At 69.8% G+C, this 18,670-nt stretch carries 17 protein-coding genes and 1 tRNA gene; 7 read left to right on the top strand and 11 right to left on the bottom strand.

Going from position 1 to position 18,670, the window contains the following annotated elements; all coding sequences use genetic code 11:
- The first annotated feature begins 12 nt into the window (after positions 1-12).
- From H0I76_RS17110 to H0I76_RS17095, 4 genes are all read left to right on the top strand, one after another.
- Positions 13-1,101: a TRAP transporter substrate-binding protein gene (locus tag H0I76_RS17110; protein ID WP_200612738.1), complete on the top strand. Its 1,089-nt coding sequence runs from the start codon at positions 13-15 to the stop codon at positions 1,099-1,101.
- 61 nt (positions 1,102-1,162) lie between these two features.
- Positions 1,163-1,666, top strand: a complete 504-nt coding sequence (locus tag H0I76_RS17105) for a TRAP transporter small permease subunit (protein WP_200612736.1) — start codon at positions 1,163-1,165, stop codon at positions 1,664-1,666.
- 1 nt (position 1,667) lies between these two features.
- Positions 1,668-3,212 (top strand): TRAP transporter large permease, encoded by a 1,545-nt coding sequence (locus H0I76_RS17100; protein WP_234455405.1) that lies wholly within the window; start codon positions 1,668-1,670, stop codon positions 3,210-3,212.
- 171 nt (positions 3,213-3,383) lie between these two features.
- A complete protein-coding gene (locus H0I76_RS17095) occupies positions 3,384-4,556 on the top strand; it encodes a GNAT family N-acetyltransferase (protein WP_200612733.1) in 1,173 nt (390 codons plus the stop codon).
- Positions 4,557-4,653: 97 nt separating this feature from the next.
- Here H0I76_RS17095 and H0I76_RS17090 read toward each other — a convergent pair.
- Together H0I76_RS17090 and gph are read right to left on the bottom strand one after the other, a co-directional pair.
- A tRNA-Val gene (locus H0I76_RS17090) sits at positions 4,654-4,729 on the bottom strand.
- Positions 4,730-4,765: 36 nt separating this feature from the next.
- A complete protein-coding gene (gene gph / locus H0I76_RS17085) occupies positions 4,766-5,458 on the bottom strand; it encodes a phosphoglycolate phosphatase (RefSeq protein WP_200612731.1) in 693 nt (230 codons plus the stop codon).
- Between the two features lie 116 nt (positions 5,459-5,574).
- Here gph and glmU point away from each other — a divergent pair, with 116 nt between their 5' ends.
- The 3 genes from glmU to H0I76_RS17070 all read left to right on the top strand — a co-directional run bounded on the left by glmU (position 5,575) and on the right by H0I76_RS17070 (position 9,466).
- Positions 5,575-6,984 carry a bifunctional UDP-N-acetylglucosamine diphosphorylase/glucosamine-1-phosphate N-acetyltransferase GlmU gene (gene glmU / locus H0I76_RS17080; RefSeq protein ID WP_200612728.1) on the top strand — a complete coding sequence of 470 codons (1,410 nt, stop codon included), beginning with the start codon at positions 5,575-5,577 and terminating at the stop codon, positions 6,982-6,984.
- A gap of 14 nt (positions 6,985-6,998) precedes the next feature.
- Entirely contained in the window at positions 6,999-8,822 is a 1,824-nt protein-coding gene (gene glmS / locus H0I76_RS17075; protein ID WP_200612726.1) for a glutamine--fructose-6-phosphate transaminase (isomerizing), read from the top strand.
- 77 nt (positions 8,823-8,899) lie between these two features.
- Complete coding sequence (locus tag H0I76_RS17070; RefSeq protein WP_200612723.1) at positions 8,900-9,466, top strand: hypothetical protein; 567 nt, start codon at positions 8,900-8,902, stop codon at positions 9,464-9,466.
- Between the two features lie 57 nt (positions 9,467-9,523).
- Here the strand turns inward: H0I76_RS17070 and H0I76_RS17065 are convergent, their stop codons facing one another.
- The 9 genes from H0I76_RS17065 to nhaA form a co-directional block, all read right to left on the bottom strand.
- Complete coding sequence (locus H0I76_RS17065) at positions 9,524-10,147, bottom strand: LysE family translocator (RefSeq protein ID WP_200612720.1); 624 nt, start codon at positions 10,145-10,147, stop codon at positions 9,524-9,526.
- Between the two features lie 131 nt (positions 10,148-10,278).
- Positions 10,279-11,004, bottom strand: coding sequence for a tRNA (guanosine(46)-N7)-methyltransferase TrmB (gene trmB, locus H0I76_RS17060; protein ID WP_200612718.1), 726 nt, complete (start codon positions 11,002-11,004; stop codon positions 10,279-10,281).
- Between the two features lie 73 nt (positions 11,005-11,077).
- Positions 11,078-12,268: a methionine adenosyltransferase gene (gene metK, locus H0I76_RS17055; RefSeq protein ID WP_200612715.1), complete on the bottom strand. Its 1,191-nt coding sequence runs from the start codon at positions 12,266-12,268 to the stop codon at positions 11,078-11,080.
- Positions 12,269-12,391: 123 nt separating this feature from the next.
- Positions 12,392-13,978 carry an apolipoprotein N-acyltransferase gene (gene lnt / locus H0I76_RS17050; RefSeq protein ID WP_200612712.1) on the bottom strand — a complete coding sequence of 529 codons (1,587 nt, stop codon included), beginning with the start codon at positions 13,976-13,978 and terminating at the stop codon, positions 12,392-12,394.
- Between the two features lie 113 nt (positions 13,979-14,091).
- Positions 14,092-15,063: a hemolysin family protein gene (locus tag H0I76_RS17045; RefSeq protein ID WP_200612709.1), complete on the bottom strand. Its 972-nt coding sequence runs from the start codon at positions 15,061-15,063 to the stop codon at positions 14,092-14,094.
- Between the two features lie 3 nt (positions 15,064-15,066).
- The gene (ybeY, locus tag H0I76_RS17040) at positions 15,067-15,630 is read right to left on the bottom strand and encodes an rRNA maturation RNase YbeY (protein WP_200612707.1); all 564 of its coding nucleotides are present in this window, start codon (positions 15,628-15,630) and stop codon (positions 15,067-15,069) included.
- The gene (locus H0I76_RS17035) at positions 15,627-16,664 is read right to left on the bottom strand and encodes a PhoH family protein (protein WP_200612705.1); all 1,038 of its coding nucleotides are present in this window, start codon (positions 16,662-16,664) and stop codon (positions 15,627-15,629) included. The genes ybeY and H0I76_RS17035 overlap by 4 nt, the downstream gene beginning before the upstream one ends.
- Before the next feature lie 91 nt (positions 16,665-16,755).
- Positions 16,756-17,304 (bottom strand): hydrolase, encoded by a 549-nt coding sequence (locus tag H0I76_RS17030; protein ID WP_200612703.1) that lies wholly within the window; start codon positions 17,302-17,304, stop codon positions 16,756-16,758.
- A 101-nt stretch (positions 17,305-17,405) separates the two neighbouring features.
- On the bottom strand, positions 17,406-18,605 hold the full coding sequence (nhaA, locus tag H0I76_RS17025; protein ID WP_200612701.1) for a Na+/H+ antiporter NhaA: 1,200 nt from the start codon (positions 18,603-18,605) through the stop codon (positions 17,406-17,408).
- Positions 18,606-18,670: the final 65 nt, after the last annotated feature.

Raw genomic sequence — 18,670 nt, 5'->3', positions numbered from 1 at the left:
GAGGGACTGACGATGAAAAGGCGTGACTTCCTGAAGACGGCCGCGGCCGGGGGTGCTGCGGCGGCGGCGCTGGCGGCGCCGGCGATCGCGCAGGACAAGCGGCAGTGGAAGATGGTCACCGCGTGGCCCAAGAACCTGCCCGGGCCGGGCGTGGCCGCCCAGAACCTGGCCGACCGGATCACGGCGCTGTCGGGCGGCCGGATCGAGGTCAAGCTTTACGCCGCGGGCGAGATCGTCCCTGGCAACGGCGTCTTCGACGCGGTGGCCGAGGGCACGGCCGAACTCTATCACGCCGTCCCTGCCTACTGGGGCTCGAAGTCCAAGGGCATCCTGCTGTTCGGCTCGCAGCCCTTCGGCCTGAGGGCCGACGAGCAGGTCGGCTGGCTTGCCCATGGCGGCGGCCAGGCACTCTATGACGAGATGTATGGCCGCTTCGGCCTCAAGCCCTTCCTGTGCGGCAATTCCGGGCCGCAGTGGTTCGGCTGGTTCCGCGGCGAGATCAACTCGGCCGACGACCTGCGCGGCCTGCGCTACCGCACCACGGGGCTCGCGTCCGAGATGGCGGCGAAGCTGGGCATGGCGGTCCAGGCGATGGGCGGGCGCGACATGTTCCAGGCCCTGCAGTCGGGCGCGCTGGACGCGGGCGAGTTCATCGGCCCGTGGTCGGACAGCGCGCTGGGCTACCACCAGATCGTCAAGAATTACTACTGGCCCGGCGTGGGCGAGCCCTCGTCGGCCGAGGAATGCGCGGTCAACGCCAAGGTCTATGAGGAGTTGCCCGACGACCTGAAGGCCGCCGTGTCGCTGGCCTGCGAGAGCCTCTACAACCCTGTCTGGACCGAGTACACGACCAAGCACGCCCAGGCGCTGTCGCAACTGGTGGCAAGCGAGGGCGTGCAGGTGAAGAAGCTGCCCGACGAGGTGATCGTGGCCCTTGGCAACGCCGCCGGCGAGGTCATCACCGAGCTGCGCGAGGACAGCGACGAGCTGGTGCGCCGGATCACCGAGAGCTTCCTCGCCTACCGCGCCGCGATCGTCAGCTACATGCCCTATGCCGATAACGGGCAAATGAACGCCCGCGTGCTGGACTACAAGTACTGACCCGCTTGAAGCCGGCGCCGCTCGACCGGCGCCGGCACCCTTCCCGTTCCGGAGGCGAGGCATGATCCGGCTGGCCCGTCGGCTCGACGCCGTCAACCGCGCCGTTGGCGCCGTGGTGCGCTGGCTCGCGCTCATGATGGTGCTGGTGCAGTTCGCCATCGTGCTGCTGCGCTACGTCTTCGGCGTGAGCTTCGTCGCGCTCAACGAATCGGTGCTCTACATGCATGGCGCGCTGTTCATGCTGGGGGCGGGATACACGCTGCTGGTCGACGGGCATGTGCGCGTCGACATCTTCTACTCGAAGCTCGCGCCCCGGCGGCAGGCCCTGGTCGACGCGCTGGGTCATGTGCTGCTGCTGTTCCCCGCCATGGTGGTTCTGCTGGTCTGGTCCTGGCCCTCGGTCCGCAGTTCCTGGTCGATCCTCGAGGGGCCGATCTCGGTCGGCGGCATTCCCGCCTCGTTCCTGCTCAAGTCGCTCATCCCGGCCTTCTGCCTGCTGGTGATGATCCAGGCGCTGGCCTGCCTCGGGCGCGATCTCGCGCGCCTCGCCGGGAGGGAGGGCTGAGATGCATCTCGACCTCCTGATGATCGCGGCGCTGATCTGCGGGATCCTGCTGGGCTACCCGGTCTCGTTCACCATCGCGGGCATCGCCACCGGCTTTGCCGTCCTGGGCTGGGCGCTCGGCGCCTTCGATTTCTCGCTGCTGGGCGCGCTCGGCCAGCGGGTGTTCGGGCTTCTGACCAACGAGGTCCTGATCGCGATCCCGCTGTTCGTCTTCATGGGCGTGGTGCTCGAGAAGAGCCGCATCGCCGAGGACCTGCTCGAGACCATGGGCCGGCTGTTCGGGCGGCTGCGCGGCGGGCTCGGCGTGTCGGTGGTGCTGGTCGGGGCGCTGCTCGCGGCCTCGACCGGCATCGTCGGCGCCACCGTCATCGCCATGGGGATGATCGCGCTGCCCACCATGCTGCGCAGCGGCTATGACCCGCGGCTGGCCTCGGGGCTGGTGTGCACGGCGGGGACGCTGGGGCAGATCATTCCGCCCTCGACGCTGCTGATCATCCTCTCGGACGTGATCTCGAATGCCTACCAGCAGGCACAGTTCGCGCAGGGCAAGTTCACCATCGAGACGATCTCGGTCGGCCAGATCTTCGCCGCCGCGCTGATGCCGGGCCTGCTGCTGGTGGCGCTCTATATCCTCTACATCCTCGGGCGGGCGTGGCTGCGCCCGCAGGACGCGCCGCCGGTGGCCGCGCTCGAAGAGCGCCCCGGGCGGGTCGCGGTTCTGGGGACGCTCGCGCCCCCGCTTCTGCTGATCGTGGCAGTGCTGGGCTCGATCCTCGGCGGCATCGCCACGCCGACCGAGGCGGCCTCGGTCGGCGCCGTCGGCGCGATCCTGATGGCGGGGCTCAGGCTCGGCGTCGCGCGGCCGCTGATCCTGGGCGCGTCGGGCGCGCTCTTCCTGCTTGCGCTCGCCGCCGGGATCGTGCCGGTGCGCCTCCAGCGGCTCGACGCGGGCGGCCTCGACTGGGCGCTCGGCGCGGTCTACGCCGCGCTCGCGCTCGCGGGGTTCTGCGCCATCGGCGCGAGCCTGCGCCGCGGCCTGAGCGACGGGATGCTGGGGGCCGCGCTGACCTCGACCATGACGGTGACGGCGATGATCTTCGCCACCATCCTCACCGCCAGCATCTTCTCGCTGGTCTTCATCGGCCTCGGGGGCGACGAGACCATCGCCGCGATCCTGGGCGCGATGCCGGGCGGTCCGCTGGGCGCGCTGGTGTTCAGCATGGCGATCGTCTTCGTGCTGGGCTTCTTCCTCGACTTCGTCGAGATCTCGGTGATCGTCCTGCCGCTGATCGCGCCGGTGTTGATCACCATGGGGCACGACCCGATCTGGCTTGCGGTGCTGTTCGCGATCAACCTCCAGACCTCGTTCCTGACGCCGCCCTTCGGCTTCTCGCTGTTCTACCTGCGCGGCGCGGCGCCCAAGGAGATCTCGACCGGCCAGATCTATGCGGGCGTCGTGCCCTTCATCGGCCTGCAGGCAGCGGGCGTCGCGATCATCTGGGTCTTCCCCGGTATCGCGACCTGGCTCCAGGCGCTGCTCTACTGAGCGCCGTCGCAGGTGTGCCGGCGTATCGCGGGCGCGCGGCCCCGCGATGCGCAAGAGTGCCGCAGGGGCGCGTTCTGCACCAAGACAGCAGCGCGTATCGTGGCGCGCACGTGTTACCCTGTCCGGAATCGGTTTCCGGGCGCCGTGTCAGTAACCAATCGGCAAGAGTCGATGTCCAGCGAGTATGTCGGAAGCGTCGAAGTCAATGTCCTGCGGACTACCGGTGAGGTGGAGCAGGCACGGGAGGAGTGGGAGGCGATCTCGTCCTCGTCGTCGGGGCCCACGCCGCACCCCTGGAGCGATCACGGCTATTTCATCGAGCGCCTGGCCCGCCAGCCCGGTTTCGTCCGCCCGCATGTCCTGATGCTGCGCGAGGGCGATGCTCGCGGGCTGTTGCCGGCACGGATCGTCGAGGAGAGGGTGCCCTGGCGCGTCGGCGGCCGGCGGGCGATGTCGAGCCGGGCGCGGGTTCTGCGTGTCGCCAATGGCGGGCTGATCGGCCTGACCTCGCAGGCGAGCGCCGAGGCCGCGGTCGCCGCTCTCCTCGCGGCACTGTCACAGGGCGATGCCGACCTCGTCTACCTGCACGAGCTCAACGAGGCGTCGGCCCTCGCTGCCGCCGCGCGCGCGGCTCCGGGTCTCTCGCGTGATCCGTGCCCGCGGACGGCGCCCAGCTACACGATCGACCTGCCTGGCACCTACGAGGAATTCTTCCGGTCGCGCTCGGCCAACACGCGCAAGGCCATCAACCGCGCGCGAAACCTCACCAGCCGACATCTGGCCGAGCCCATCTACGTGCGCTACGACAGCGTCGACGGTCTGGACCGCGTCATGGCCGATTGCGAGGCCATCGCCGCCGGAACCTATCAGCGCGAGATCGGCGTGGGGTTCCACGACGACCCGCAGACCCGCGACTTCGTCGAATGGGCCCTGCGCCGGGGCTGGCTGCATGTCCACGTCCTCTATGACGGGGCGCGCCCCGTCGCATTCTCGCATATGCTGAGATACCGCGGCACGCTGCACCTGCGCGACACCGGTTTCGACACCGATTACGCGAACTGCAGGCCGGGGACCGCGCTGCTCGCCAACATGATCGAGGAGGCGTGCGCGTCATTCGTCTCGGAGAGGGTCGATTACGGCGCCATGGACGCCGACTACAAGCGCCAGTTTTCGAACGAGCGTATCGGGCTTGTCTCGATGTACCTCTTCTCCCCCTCGCTCAGGGGGCAGGCCATGCGTGCCAAGCGCGCGGCGACCGGCGCGGCGGACCGCCTGGCCCGTTCCGTTCTGGGGGCGGAACTGGGGCGGAAACTCTCGCGCCGGATCAAGGCGCTGCGACGCTAGCCGGCCGCGGCGTCAACACCCGCGCGGCCGGCTGGGTCACGGGATCGCCGCGATGCGGCCCGACCGGGTTCACGCGGGAGCTGGCGCGAGGGGAAAGTGGTGGGCGGTACTGGGCTCGAACCAGTGACCCCAGCGATGTGAACACTGTGCTCTACCAACTGAGCTAACCGCCCGTGGGGCGGACACATAGGCGTGCAGGGTCGCCTTCGTCAAGCGGATTCGGCTCGCGCGGGCTGCAGGCGCTCCAGCAGGTCGGCGATCTCGTCGAAATGCCCAACCACCGCCTCGGGCGCCAGCTCGTGCAGCGGCTCGGCCGCGAAGCCGAAGCTCACCAGCACGCAGGGTACGCCGGCGGCGCGGGCGGTGTCGCGATCGGTCGAGGTGTCGCCCAGCATCACCGAACGCTTGGGCAGCGCGCCGATGCGCCGTGCGGTCTCGCGGAAATGCTCCGGGTCGGGCTTGCGCACGGCCAGGCTGTCGGCGCCCAGCACCGCCTTGAACCGCTCAAGCACTCCCAGCCGCCCCAGCAGCACCACTGCCAGGCGCTCGGGCTTGTTGGTGCACACGCCAAGGCGCCAGCCCGCGTGCTCGAGCCGGTCGAGACAGGCCTCGGCGCCGTCATAGAGGCGGGTATGCTCGGCCAGCGCGGCGGAATAGGCGTCGAGCAGGTCTGGGTAGATCGCGTCCGTGAGGGCGACCGCCTCGGGCGCGTCGGGGTCGCGCCCGTCGCGTGCCAGCGAGCGGCGGATCATCGAGCGCGCGCCCCGGCCCGCGAACACGCGGTCCTGGGCCAACGTCAGAAGCGGCAGGCCGCGCGGGGCCAGTGCCACGTTGGCCGCGTTCAGAAGATCCTCGGCCGTGTCGGCCAGGGTTCCGTCCAGGTCGAAGATCGCGCCTCGCATCGGCCCATCCTGCATCGCGTCCCGGGTGCCACGCCGTCGCCGGCAGCAACGATCCGAAACAGTTTCTGATCCGCCCCCACTTTGCGGGCCACCTGTGGTCGGGATATAGAACCGGCATGTCAGCGTCCAGTCCCGCCCCCCGTTCCGACCCGCGGCCCGTCGCCGTCATCGTGCTTGCCGCGGGCAAGGGCACGCGGATGCGCTCGGCGCTGCCGAAGGTGCTTCACCCGATCGCCGGACGGCCGATGCTGGGCCACGCGCTTGCCGCCGCCGCGACGCTCGGGCCCCGCCGCGTTGCGGTCGTGGTCGGGCATGGCGCCGAGGCCGTGGGCGCCGCCGCCGGCGCCGTGCTGCCCGAGGCCCGCATCTTCCTGCAGTCCGAGCAGAAGGGAACCGCGCATGCCGTCCTGGCCGCGCGCGCGGCGCTCGAGGGTTTCGCCGGCGACGCGCTGATCCTTTACGGCGACACGCCCTTCATCTCGGCCGCCACGCTCGCGCGCCTCGTCGCCGCGCGCGCCGATGCCGACATCGCGGTCCTCGGCTTCGAGGCCGAGGAGCCCGGCCGCTACGGCCGGCTGGTGATGGACGCCGACGGCATGCTCGACCGGATCGTCGAGGCAAAGGACGCGACCGAGGCCGAGCTCGCGATCCGGCTGTGCAACTCGGGGGTGCTGGCGGCCGACGCGGCGACGCTGCTGCGCCTGCTCGACCGGGTCGGATGCGACAACGCGCAGGGCGAGTTCTACCTCACCGACGTGATCGGCCTCGCGCGCGGCGAGGGCCGCGCCTGCTGCGCCGTGCTGTGCGACGAGGCCGAGACCATGGGCATCAACGACCGCGCCGAGCTGGCCCGGGCCGAGGCGCTGTGGCAGGCCCGGGCGCGGCGCGAAGCGATGCTGGGTGGCGTCACCATGACCGCCCCCGAAACCGTGTTCCTGGCCTGGGACACCGTGCTGGGCCGCGATGTCACGATCGGCCCCAACGTGGTCTTCGCGCCCGGCGTCAGCGTCGCCGACGGGGCCGAGATCCGCGCCTTCTGCCATCTCGAGGGCGCCGTGGTGGGCGAGGGTGCGATCGTCGGCCCCTTCGCGCGGCTCAGGCCCGGCGCGCGCATCGGAGCCGGCGCCCATGTCGGCAACTTCGTCGAGATCAAGAATGCAAGCCTCGGGGCGGGGGCAAAGGCGAACCATCTCACCTATGTGGGCGACGCCTTGGTCGGCGCCGGCGCGAACCTGGGCGCGGGCACCATCACCTGCAATTACGACGGCTTCGACAAGCACCGGACCGAGATCGGCGAGGGCGCCTTCATCGGCGTGAACACGGCGCTGATCGCGCCGGTCAGCGTCGGCGCCAATGCCTACGTCGCGACCGGCACCGTGATCACGCGCGACGTGCCGGACGAGGCGCTGGCCATCGCCCGCGTGCCGCAGGAAAATCGCGAGGGCAGCGGCCGCCGGCTGCGCCAGACGCTGAAGGCCCGCAAGGACGCGCGCAACAGGAAAAATGCCGGCGACGGTAAGGCGTAAGGGGACGGTCAAGCATGTGCGGCATCATCGGCATCCTGGGGCAGCTAGAAGCGGCGCCCCGCATCCTCGACGCACTCAAGCGTCTGGAATACCGCGGCTACGACAGCGCCGGGCTGACCACGCTGCTCAACGGCAAGCCGATCCGCCGCCGCGCGGTCGGCAAGCTCTCGGCGCTGCGCCAGCTGGTCGCGGCCGACCCCGCGCCCGGCAGCACGGGGATCGGACATACCCGCTGGGCCACCCATGGCGCGCCAACGGTGGTCAATGCCCATCCCCATGCCGCGGGCCCGGTCCACGTCGTCCATAACGGCATCATCGAGAACTTCCGCGAGCTGAGGGAGGAGCTGACCGAGGCCGGCTGCCAGTTCGAGACCGAGACCGACACGGAGGTCGTGGCCCAGATGGTGGCGCATCTGATGGCCGGGGGCGCCGAGCCCTTCGAGGCGGTGAGCCGCACCCTCGACCGGGTCAGCGGGGCCTTCGCGCTGGCCTTCCTGTTCAAGGACCAACCCGACCTCCTCATCGCCGCGCGCCATGGCTCGCCACTGGCGATCGGCTGGGGCGAGGACGAGATGTTCGTGGGCTCGGACGCCATCGCGCTCTCGCCGATGACCTCCGAGATCACCTATCTCGAGGAAGGCGACCGGGCGATCCTCCACCGCTCGGGCGCGCAGATCTTCGATGCCGAGGGAAAGCCCGTCAAACGCGCCCGCCGCTTCGTCGCCGTCGAGCAGTCGATGGTCGAGAAGGCGGGCCACAAGCATTTCATGGCCAAGGAGATCCACGAGCAGCCCGGCGCCGTCGGGCTGGTGGTCGCGCGCAACGTGTCGGCCGACCGCTCGCGCATCGCCTCGCCCGCGGACGCGCTGCCCTGGGACCGCATCTCGCGCCTGATGCTGATCGCCTGCGGCACGGCCTCCTATGCCGGGCATATCGCAAAGTACTGGTTCGAGGGGCTCGCGGGCATTCCCGTCGAGCTCGATATCGCCTCGGAGTTCCGCTACCGCGACCACCCGCTGTTGGGCGACGAAGCCGCGGTCTTCATCAGCCAGTCGGGCGAGACCGCCGATACGCTGGCCGCGCTCAGGCATGTGACGGGGCGTGTGCAGGCCACCGCCGCGGTGGTCAACGTGGTCGAGAGCTCGATCGCGCGCGAAGCCGGGATCGTGCTGCCGATCCTAGCGGGGCCCGAGATCGGCGTCGCCTCGACCAAGGCCTTCACCTGCCAGCTCGCGACGCTGGCCGCCGCCGCGATCCTCGCGGCGCGGATGCGCGGACGGCTCGACAAGGCGGCCGAGGCGCGCATGGTCGCCGAATACATCGAGCTGCCACGCCTGCTGACGCTCGCGCTCGAGGACGAGGCGCGCGTCGCCGGTATTGCGCAGGACATCGCGGCGGCGCAGGACGTGCTCTATCTTGGCCGAGGCCCGATGTTCCCGATCGCCCTTGAGGGAGCGCTCAAGCTCAAGGAGATCAGCTATATCCATGCAGAGGGCTACGCCTCGGGCGAGCTCAAGCACGGGCCGATCGCGTTGGTGGACGAAAGCGTGCCGGTGATCGTCATGGCGCCGCGCGACGCGCTGTTCGAGAAGACCGTCTCCAACATGCAGGAGGTGATGGCCCGCGGCGGGCGCGTCGTGCTGGTCAGCGACGCTGCCGGCATCGAGGCCGCGGGCGACGGGGTGTGGCGCACAATCCGCATGCCCGACTGCGCCCCCTGGCTGGCGCCGGTGCTATACGCGGTGCCCGCGCAGCTTCTGGCCTACCACGCCGCCCTAGCCAAGGGGACTGACGTGGATCAGCCGAGAAATCTCGCCAAATCGGTTACGGTAGAGTAGACTACGGCAAAATCATAAAGAAGAGATCGACCCGATTGGGGAAGAGCGAGGGCGGACCTATGCTTCGGCAAGCATTGATGCTGGCGACAGGCCTCTTGGTTCTCGGCTGTGCCGAGAAGCCGAAGGAGGTCGTCCAGAAAGAACCCGAGATTACCACGAGGCCGGATTGCTACACCGTGGTGCTGTTCGACAAGCACCCGATCGTGCCGCCGGTCGCAGGCGTCCCGCTGGAACACGCGCGCTTCCTCGGCCAGTGGAATCGCGGGGCATGGAACGGCGAGTGGTGCCATGACCTGCGGATCACCGAGGTGACGCCCGACGGCCAGGTGCACTTGGTCGAGATGCACGCCCCCTACGAGCCCTGGGGCCAGCCGGCCTCGGCGTTCAAGCGCACCGGGCGGATCGACAAGGACGGGATCCTGACGCTGCGCTACGGCACCGAGTCGGTGCGCTACCGGATCGAGAACGGGCAACTGCACGCGCAGCGCTCGGGCGTGCTCGGCAACCTCGTCGCGGTGCTGGCGCAGGAGGGCGCGGCGGTCGTGCAGCAGAGCGCGACACCGCTGCCGCCGGTTCGCCCCACCAGCTCGCTGGCCTCTTCGACGACCGGCCAGAGCGCCTCCAAGGTCTCAGCACTCCAGTGAATTCCGGCGCGCGTCCCTCCGACGGGACGCGCCCTGCATCGCCGCGGCGGTGCGGGATCAGTTGCGGCCGGCGGTCTTGAGCCCCAGCAGCACCGCGGCGCCGATCAGGCAGGCGCCCGCGGCCCGGTCGAGCCAGGCCCGCATCGGTCCGCCCAGCCGCGCCGAGAGCCATCCCGCGCCCAGCCCGTAGGCCGCGAGGAAGCTCGCGTCGATGGCAACATAGGTGCCGCCAAGCACCAGCATCTGCAGCCAGAACCCGTCCCCGGGTGCGATGAACTGCGGGAACAGCGCGGCGAAGAAGACCACCGCCTTGGGGTTCGCGGCCGAGGTCACGAACCCACGCCACCATAGCTGTCGCAAGCCCGCCGGTCGCTCGCGCCCGGCTGCCACGCCCCGGAACGAGCGGCGGATCTGGCGCAGGCCCAGCCAGGCCAGATAGGCCACGCCTGCCCACTTGACCGCCGCGAAGCCCTGCTCGGACGCCGCCAGCACCGCCGCGAGGCCAAGGCCCGCGGCAAGCATCTGCAGGATGTTGGCCGAAAGATCCCCCGCCGCCGTGGCGGTCGAGCGGCGAAAGCCGTTCGCCATGGCCGTCGAGATCATCAGCAGGTGGCTGGGGCCCGGCGTGCTCATTAGCAGCAGCACCGTCGCGACATAGACCGACCATACCTCAAAGCTCATCCCCATCCCTCCCGCATGCGCGCGATCGCCCGGCGCAAGCGCGCCGCGGCAATCCTAGGCGGCCCGGCGCGCGCGTCCATCCCCGGCGGCGTTCCCGGCCGCGCCCTGGCGGTCACGTTCGCGTGCGCGCCTCAGCGGCGCAGGAAGGTGAGGTAATGCGGCCGGCGCCCTTCGCGCAGCGCCTTGGCCTCGTAGCGGGTGCCAGGCCAGTCGGACCAGGGCTCGTGGATCTCGCCGGCGCGCACTCGCTCGAAGCGGCCGTCGGCAGCAATGGCCTCGAGCGTATGGCGCACATAGTCCTCGATGTCGGTTGCCACGCGGAACTCGGCGCCCGGCCGCAGCACGCGCGCGAGCTGGTCAAGCTGGGGCGGGTTGACGAAGCGGCGCTTCCAGTGACGCTTCTTCGGCCAGGGGTCGGGGTAGAGCAGGAAGGCACGGCCGACCGAGCCCGCCGGCAGCACGTCCATCAGGTCGCGCGCATCGCCCGCCAGCACCCGCAGGTTGGTGACGCCCGCCCGCTCGATGGCGGCGAGCAGCATGGCGACGCCGTTGATGAAGGGCTCGCAGCCGATGATGCCCACATCGGGGTTCGCGGCGGCCTGAGCGATCATGTGCTCTCCGCCGCCGAAGCCGATCTCGAGCCAGACGTCGCGCGCGCCGGGGAACAGCGCGGCTAGGTCGATGGGCGCGCGCGCCGGGTTCTCTTCCCAGCCGACGCCGGGGGGCGCGAGCTCCTCGAGCCGCGTGTCGATCAGCGCGCGCTGGCCCTTGCGCAGCGTCTTGCCGTGGCGCCGGCCATAGAAGTTGCGCCAGGGCGCGCCGTCGTCGCGGAGGGGGATGTCGGAGTCGTCGCTCATCACGTTCCCGAAAACGAACGGCGCCCGGAGAGGTCCCCGGGCGCCGGAACTCAATTGCCCGCCGGCTGCCCGGTCAGAGCGCGCCCTTGAGCGCCGCGGCGAGGTCCAGCTTCTCCCACGAGAAGCCGCCATCCCCCTCGGGCTCGCGGCCGAAATGGCCGTAGGACGCCGTGCGCTGGTAGATCGGCCGGTTGAGGCCCAGCCGCGTGCGGATGCCGCGGGGCGTGAGGCTCATCACCTCGCGGATCGCCGCCTCGATCTTCGCGGGATCCTCGGTCTCGGTCCCGTGGCCGTCGACATAGAGCGCCAGCGGTTCGGCCACGCCGATCGCGTAGGCAAGCTGGATGGTGCATTTCGACGCGAGCCCCGCCGCGACCACGTTCTTCGCGATGTAGCGCGCGGCATAGGCGGCCGAGCGATCGACCTTGGTCGGGTCCTTGCCCGAGAACGCGCCGCCGCCATGCGGCGCGGCGCCGCCATAGGTGTCGACGATGATCTTGCGCCCGGTCAGGCCCGCGTCGCCGTCGGGCCCGCCGATCACGAAGCGCCCGGTCGGGTTCACGTGCCACACGGTCTTGGCGTCGATGAAGCCCTCGGGCAGGGCCTCGCGCACGAAGGGCTCGACCAGCTCGCGCATGTAGCCCGAGGTGATCTCGCGCCCGGCCGCGTCGCGCTCGAGATGCTGGCTCGACACCACGATGGTGTGGGCGCGCGCCGGCTTGCCGTCGCGGTATTCGATGGTGACCTGGCTCTTGGCGTCGGGGCCGAACAGCGAGGCCTGGTCGGAATGGCGCGCCTCGGCCATCAGCCGCAGGATGCGGTGCGAGTAGAGGATCGGCGCCGGCATCAGTTCGGGCGTCTCGTCTGTGGCGAAGCCGAACATGATGCCCTGGTCGCCCGCGCCCTCATCCTTGTTGTCCGAGGCGTCGACGCCCTGGGCGATGTCGGCCGACTGCTCGTGCACATAGCAGTCGATCGAGGCCGTCTTGAAGTGGAAGCCCTTCTGCATGTAGCCGATCTTGCGGATCGTGTCGCGCGCCGACTCGATCATCTCGGACTCCGAGACGGCGTTGTCGGGGCTCACCTTGATCTCGCCCATCAGCACCACCTTGTTGGTGGTTGCCGCGGTCTCGACGGCGATCCGCGCCTCGGGCTCGCGTGCCAGGATCATGTCGACGATCCCGTCCGAGATCTGGTCGCAGACCTTGTCGGGGTGCCCCTCGGAAACCGATTCCGAGGTGAAAAGATATTCGTTGCGCGCCATTTCCTGCTCCGCCTCAGTCCCTGACGGCCGGTCCCGGCCGATCCGGCCTGACGCCATTGCACGCCGCCGCTTCCGGGTCAACCTTGAACGGGGTCCGCGGGGCCCGGCGCCGGCCTGCCGCGCTCACGCGCCGCGCCGGCGCCGCAGCCGGGCGGCGAAGATCAGGAAAAGCACCGCGGCCAGGGCGGTCGCATCGCCGGTCACGGCATAGACCGTCGGCGCCAGCGGGGCGGGCAGGCGGTGGTCGAAGGCGCCCTCGTCGCCCAGCGCCAGCGACACCAGGACCCTGCCGTGAGGGTCGATCACGGCCGAGATGCCGGTGTTGGCCGCGCGGACGAAGGGCAGGCCCTGCTCGATGGCGCGGAACCGTGCCTGCGCCAGGTGCTGCTGAGGCCCGCCGAAATTGCCGAACCAGCCGTCATTGGTGACCTGCAGCAGCCAGCCCGGGCGCGCGCCCTCGGGCAGGATCTCGTGCGGGAAGATTGCCTCGTAGCAGATCAGCGGCCGGAATGGCGGCAGGGGCGCGACCTCGACGTTGCGCGCGCCTGGGCCGGGCAGGAAGCCGCCGCGGTCGGCAAGCTGGCGGATGCCGACATGGCGCAGGATCGGCTGCAGCGGCACATACTCGCCGAAGGGCACCAGGTGCGCCTTGTCGTAGCGCCCGCCGATCGCGGCGTCAGGCGTGATGGTCATCAGCGAGTTCGTCCAGTCGGTCCGCTCGCCGCGCTGCTGGCGGTTCAGCGCGCCCAGGATGACCGGCGCGCCGCCGGCCGCGGCAGCGATGCGCGCGCGCTCCTCGGGCCGCTCGGCCGGCAGGAAGGTCACCGCCGTCTCGGGCCAGATCACCGCGTCGGGCGGGCCCAGTGCCGGGTCCGCTGGAGCCGCCGTGGCGTCGAGCAGCCGCCGGTAGAACAGCGCCGCGTAGTCGGGGTTCCATTTCAGCCGCTGGGTGGCGTTGGGCTGCACCACCCGCAACACTGGTGCGTCCGGGGCATAGGAGGTCGCGTCCGGCACCCGCGCGGCGCCCCAGGCCCAGAGGGCGGGGATGATGCCCAGCACCAGCACCGTGACCACCGGGCCGGGGCCACGGCGCACGCCGGCAATGGCCACCAGCGGCAGCGCCGTGGCGGCATAGGTCAGCAGCGACAGGCCATGCGGCCCGATCACGCTGGCAGCCTGTGCCACCGGCGTCTCGGTCCAGATGAAGGCCGCAAGCCCCCAGGGCAGGCCGGTCAGAAGCGTGCTGCGGGCGAACTCGGCCAGGCTGATCGCGGCGGCAAGCAGGGCGACGCGCCACAGGCTGCCCTCGATCCAGCCGCGGCGCGCGAACCAGAAGGCCGCGGCCCAGAACAACCCCAGCCCCGCCGGCAGCAGGGTCACGGCAAAGGGCAGCATCCAGGCGAACTGCTCGGCATCCACCAGGAAGGCATGTCCGATCCAGAACAACCCCGTCACGAACATGCCGAAGCCCGCCGCCCAGCCGACCGCCGCGGCCTGCCGCGGGCGCGCGGTGCCGTCGACCAGCCAGACCAGAACGGGCATCGCCAGGAACCACAGGCCCGGCGCCGACACCGGCGCCTGGCCTCCGGTCAGCGCCATGCCGGCGACGAAGGCGGCAAGCATCCGCTGCCAGCCGCGCAGCCGCGCGACGGCGGCGGCGATCCGCCCGACCAGCGGCGGCGTTGCGGCGTCGGGCGTGGAGTCGCGCATCTGGTCAGCGTCCCGGATTTCGATGGGTCGTTTTTATCGTTTCAAGTCAGCAAGTTGACTTGGTTTTCACGCGTGAAAGGCGGCGCGGGCCCGCAGCGCGGCGGGCACCGGGGTCATTCGGCCGCCTTGCGCATCGCGCCCGCCGCCTGGGTCGCGCCGTGAAGGATCAGCCGCAGCCGCTTGATCCGGCGCGGGTCGGCGTCGACGACTTGGAACTCGTGCCCCGCCGGATGCGAGATGACCTCGGCCCGGGCGGGCACGCGTCCCGTCAGCATGAAGACGAGGCCGCCCAGCGTGTCGACATCCTCCTCCCAGTCGGGCAGGCGGAGCGAGACGCCCTCGGCCTCCTCGAACTCGGCGATGTCGGCGCGCGCGTCGATCAGGTAGACGCCCGGGCTCTCCTCGCGCCAGTGGGCGATCTCCTCCTCGTCGTGTTCGTCCTCGATGTCGCCGACGATCTGCTCGACCAGGTCCTCGATGGTCACCAGGCCATCGACGCCGCCGAACTCGTCGATCACCAGCGCCATGTGGACGCGCGAGCCCTGCATCTTCTGCAGGAGCGCCGCGATCCGCATCGAGGGCGGCACGAACAGCGCGGTGCGGATGTGCTTGCGCAGGTCGAAATCGGCGTCGGTCGCGGTCCGGCCGAGGCCGTAGGCGATCGCGAGATCCTTGAGGTGGACGAAGCCGAGCGGATCATCGAGCGTTTCGCGGAACACCGGCAGGCGCGAGAGCGAGCCTTCCTTGAACGCCTCGTCCACGGTGTCGAGTGTGCTGTCCACGCCGACCGCCACGATATCGGCGCGCGGCGTCATCACGTCCACGACGCGCAGGTCGCGCAGCCGCAGGATGTTCGCGATCATCGCGCGCTCGGCGTCCGAGAGCCCGGCCATGGCCGCACCGATGCCGGCGGCCGTGACGATCTCGCCGTCCTCGTAGCTGACGGGCGAAAACGCGTCGGCTGCCCGCCGCAGGAGGCGGCTTACAAAAGGTTCGGACCCGTTCTCGGGCCTGGATTGGTAAGGGTCTGTTTCGTCCGGCAATCGGCCCTCTTGCGAGGGCCCGGGACTCGAGCCTTCGTCCATCGCTCAGCTGACAGGCGGCTGCGCCGCGTCTCCTTCACTATAGGGGTCCGCAATACCGGCGGCGACAAGTTGCCGGCGCTCGATCCCCTCCATCAAAGCCGCATCCTGCTCGGATTCGTGATCGAATCCCAAGAGGTGCAGACACCCATGCAAGATCAGGTGGATCGCGTGATCTTTCAAGGGGATTGACGCATCTTCCGCCTCGCGCCGCATGGTTTGCAGCGCGATCGCCACATCACCGAGCGCGACGGGAGCGTCGGGACGGCCTGCCGGCGGCGCTGCGGGCGTCGCGCCGGCCGTCCCGGGCGCCAGGTCGAAAGCGGGCCAGGACAGCACGTTGGTGGGCTTGGGCTTGCCCCGGAAGTCGGCATTCAGCGCCGCGATGCGATCATCGTTGCAGGCCAGAAGCGCGATCTCGTAGCAATCGGCCGCGATGCCTGCGCCGTCGAGCGCCATGCGCGCCGCCCGCTCGGCAAGCGCCTCGATGTCTGGCACGGCATCGAGCCAGCCCTCTTCCTCGATGACGAGATCGACCAGCCGTCGCGGCGCGCCGTCGCCCGCGCTCATACGCCGCCCAGGCCCGCCCTGTCATAGGCGTCCACCACCTTCGCGACCATCGGGTGGCGGATCACATCGGCGGAGCTGAACCGCACGAAGCCGATGCCGTCCACGCCGTCCAGCACGCGCAGCGACTCGACCAGCCCCGAGGGCACGCCGCGCGGCAGGTCGATCTGGGTCGGGTCGCCCGTGATCGCCATCCGGCTGCCCTCGCCCATGCGGGTGAGGAACATCTTCATCTGCATGGTCGTGGTGTTCTGTGCCTCGTCGAGCACCACGAAGGCGTTCGAGAGCGTCCGGCCGCGCATGAAGGCGAGGGGCGCGATCTCGACCTTGCCCTCCTCGATCAGCTTCGGCAGCTGCTTGGACGGCAGCATGTCGCCCAGCGCGTCGTAGAGCGGGCGCATGTAGGGGTCCATCTTCTCCTTCTCGGTGCCGGGAAGGAAGCCGAGCCGCTCGCCCGCCTCGACGGCGGGGCGCGAGAGGATGATCTTCTCGACCTGGCCCTCGATGAACATCGAGACCGCCGCCGCAACCGCAAGATAGGTCTTGCCCGTGCCGGCAGGGCCGATCCCGAAGACCAGTTCGCGCTTGAACAGTTCGGCGACATAGCCGCGCTGCACCGCCGAGCGCGGCTCGATGACCTTGCGCCGGGTCCGGATCTCGATCCGCCCGCCGGGGAACATGTCGAGCTGTCTGGCGGTTGGCGCCTCGTCGGCCGTGCCGGCCGAAGGCGCGGCCTGCGCGCCCATGCGGATCAGCGCATCGACATCGCCCTTTTCGGCCGGGCGGCCCTGTTCGAGCCGGTCATAGAGCGCCTCGAGCGCGGCACCAGCCTCGCCGCGCGCGCTTTCCGTGCCATGCAGCACCAGCCGGTTGCCGCGCCGCATGATGACCACGTCGAAGCCCTGCTCGAACGCCGCGAGATTGCGGTCGAACGGGCCGCACAGGTCGATCAGTAACCGGTTGTCGGGAAATTCAAGGATCGTCTCGTCGTGAAGGATCTCGGCCGTGCGGGTGTCCCTGAGGGGCGAGCTGACCACGAGATGATGTCTCCGTTGCGTCTTCTGCACCCAAATCGTGGATCAGGCGCGGTCGGTCTGCAAGGAGAAATACGGGCCGCGGCGCACCGAACTACTTGATCAGGGGGAGCAGTGCCCTGAAGGCATCGGTGCCGGCGCAGCCGAGCCATTCGAACACGACCATCTCGGTTGTGACGATGCCGGCGCCGCATGCCTGCAGCCGGTCGAGGCAGGCCTTTTCGGACTCGAGCGTGCGCGACGAAGTGGCGTCGGTGACGACGAAGACCTCGAAGCCCTGCTCCATCATCTCGGCCGCCGTCTGCATGACGCAGATATGGGCCTCCATGCCCGCGATCACGGCTTGCCGGCGGCCGGTTGCGCGAAAGGCGGTGGCGAACCCCCGATCCTCCATGCATGAGAAATGCATCTTGGGCAGGATCTGCGCCTCGGCCGCGGCGGCAACCTTCGCGAGTTCGGGCACCGTCGTCCCGAGGCCCGTCGGGTACTGCTCGGTGAGAATGACCGGAACGCCCAGCTCGTGCGCCGCGGTGATCAGGGTCCGGGCGTTGCGGATCGTGCGCGCAGGCGCCTGCATCGCGGGCACCAGGCGTTCCTGCATGTCGATGACGACGAGGCAGGACTCGGCGGAGCGGATCAGCATTCCCATGTCTCCCGGGGGCGTTTGGCACTTGGTATACCAAGGTCGCGGGAGTTGGGGGCCCTGTCAAGGGCGTGCCGGAGGCCCCCGCCTCGCCGACCCGCTCACACCGCCGGCACGCGGTTCGCGGCGCCGTGGCGTGCCACCGGAACGCGGGAGGCGTGCGCGAGCACGAGCGCACCCACGACCCCCGACATGATCGAGCCGCCCAGCACGCCAAGCCTGACGGCGTTCTGGTACTCGGGCTCGGCGAAGGCCAGGGTGCCGATGAAAAGGCTCATGGTGAACCCGATGCCCGCCAGCAGCGCGATGCCGTAAAGCTGGAGCAACGTGGCGCCCTTCGGCGCGTCGGCAAGCCCCAGCCGGATGGCGCTCCAGGCGAAGCCGAACACGCCGATCTGCTTGCCGAGGAAGAGGCCGAGCGCGATCGCCAGGGTGAGCGGTGCGGTCAAGTCCGCGATGGTCAACCCGCCCAGCGGCACGCCCGCATTCGCGAAGGCGAAGATCGGCATCACGAAATAGGCGACGTAGGGGTGCAGGCCGTGCTCCATCGTCTTGAGCGGCGAGCGCCCCTCGCGATCCTTTCCGATGGGAATCGCGAAACCGAGCGCCACACCGGCAAGCGTTGCGTGAACGCCGGATTTCAGGACGCAGACCCAGAGGAAGATGCCGATCAGGACATAGGGTGCCTTGCGCTTGAACCCCGAGAGGTTGAGCCCGAGCAATGCCGCAAGCCCGATCGCGCCAAGCGCCAGCGCCGCGAGCGACAGGTTCGACGTGTAGAAGACCGCGATGATCGCGATGGCCGCGAGGTCGTCGACGACCGCGAGCGCCAGAAGGAAAGCCTTCAGCGCTGGCGGGACCCGGTTGCCGAAAAGCGAGAGCACGCCAAGGGCGAAGGCGATGTCGGTCGCGGCGGGAATCGCCCAGCCCACGGCCTCGGCCGAGTCGATGCCGACGATGCCGACGAAGACGATCGCGGGCACGACCATGCCGCCGACCGCGCCGTAGACGGGCAGCGCCGCCTTGCGCCATTCGGAGAGCGAGCCCTCGACGATCTCCTTCTTGATCTCGAGCGCGACGAGGAAGAAGAACACCGCCATCAGCGCGTCGTTGATCCAGAGCAGGATCGGCTTCGAGATTGCCGCATCCCCCACGCTGAGCGTGATGTAGGTCGTCAGGATCGCGTCATAGCTGGGCTTGAGAAACGCAATGTTCTCGGAAAGCACGCCAGCGAGCGCGGCAAGCGCGAGCAGCAACCCCGCGCGTGTCTCGTTCGACATGGTGGCCAGGCGCGAAACCATCTTCCCTCCGCGGATTAATCTCATCAGATCCGTCAGATAAGGCAGGGTTCCCTCGCGTCAAGCTT

Origin of the sequence: Thermohalobaculum xanthum (assembly GCF_016623495.1) — a bacterium.
Taxonomy (GTDB): domain Bacteria; phylum Pseudomonadota; class Alphaproteobacteria; order Rhodobacterales; family Rhodobacteraceae; genus Thermohalobaculum; species Thermohalobaculum xanthum.
The sequence above is the reverse complement of the archived record's forward strand: the minus strand, read 5'-3'. Positions and strand labels throughout refer to the sequence as shown.

Coding starts and splice junctions, on each gene's coding strand:
- metK (WP_200612715.1), bottom strand. CDS start 12,268: ATGGCGCGCAACGAATATCTTTTCACCTCGGAATCGGTTTCCGAGGGG.
- gph (WP_200612731.1), bottom strand. CDS start 5,458: ATGCGAGGCGCGATCTTCGACCTGGACGGAACCCTGGCCGACACGGCC.
- trmB (WP_200612718.1), bottom strand. CDS start 11,004: ATGAGCGACGACTCCGACATCCCCCTCCGCGACGACGGCGCGCCCTGG.
- H0I76_RS17110 (WP_200612738.1), top strand. CDS start 13: ATGAAAAGGCGTGACTTCCTGAAGACGGCCGCGGCCGGGGGTGCTGCG.
- H0I76_RS17065 (WP_200612720.1), bottom strand. CDS start 10,147: ATGAGCTTTGAGGTATGGTCGGTCTATGTCGCGACGGTGCTGCTGCTA.
- nhaA (WP_200612701.1), bottom strand. CDS start 18,605: ATGGTTTCGCGCCTGGCCACCATGTCGAACGAGACACGCGCGGGGTTG.
- ybeY (WP_200612707.1), bottom strand. CDS start 15,630: ATGAGCGCGGGCGACGGCGCGCCGCGACGGCTGGTCGATCTCGTCATC.
- glmU (WP_200612728.1), top strand. CDS start 5,575: ATGTCAGCGTCCAGTCCCGCCCCCCGTTCCGACCCGCGGCCCGTCGCC.
- lnt (WP_200612712.1), bottom strand. CDS start 13,978: ATGCGCGACTCCACGCCCGACGCCGCAACGCCGCCGCTGGTCGGGCGG.
- H0I76_RS17095 (WP_200612733.1), top strand. CDS start 3,384: ATGTCCAGCGAGTATGTCGGAAGCGTCGAAGTCAATGTCCTGCGGACT.
- H0I76_RS17070 (WP_200612723.1), top strand. CDS start 8,900: ATGCTGGCGACAGGCCTCTTGGTTCTCGGCTGTGCCGAGAAGCCGAAG.
- H0I76_RS17100 (WP_234455405.1), top strand. CDS start 1,668: ATGCATCTCGACCTCCTGATGATCGCGGCGCTGATCTGCGGGATCCTG.
- glmS (WP_200612726.1), top strand. CDS start 6,999: ATGTGCGGCATCATCGGCATCCTGGGGCAGCTAGAAGCGGCGCCCCGC.
- H0I76_RS17045 (WP_200612709.1), bottom strand. CDS start 15,063: ATGGACGAAGGCTCGAGTCCCGGGCCCTCGCAAGAGGGCCGATTGCCG.
- H0I76_RS17030 (WP_200612703.1), bottom strand. CDS start 17,304: ATGCTGATCCGCTCCGCCGAGTCCTGCCTCGTCGTCATCGACATGCAG.
- H0I76_RS17105 (WP_200612736.1), top strand. CDS start 1,163: ATGATCCGGCTGGCCCGTCGGCTCGACGCCGTCAACCGCGCCGTTGGC.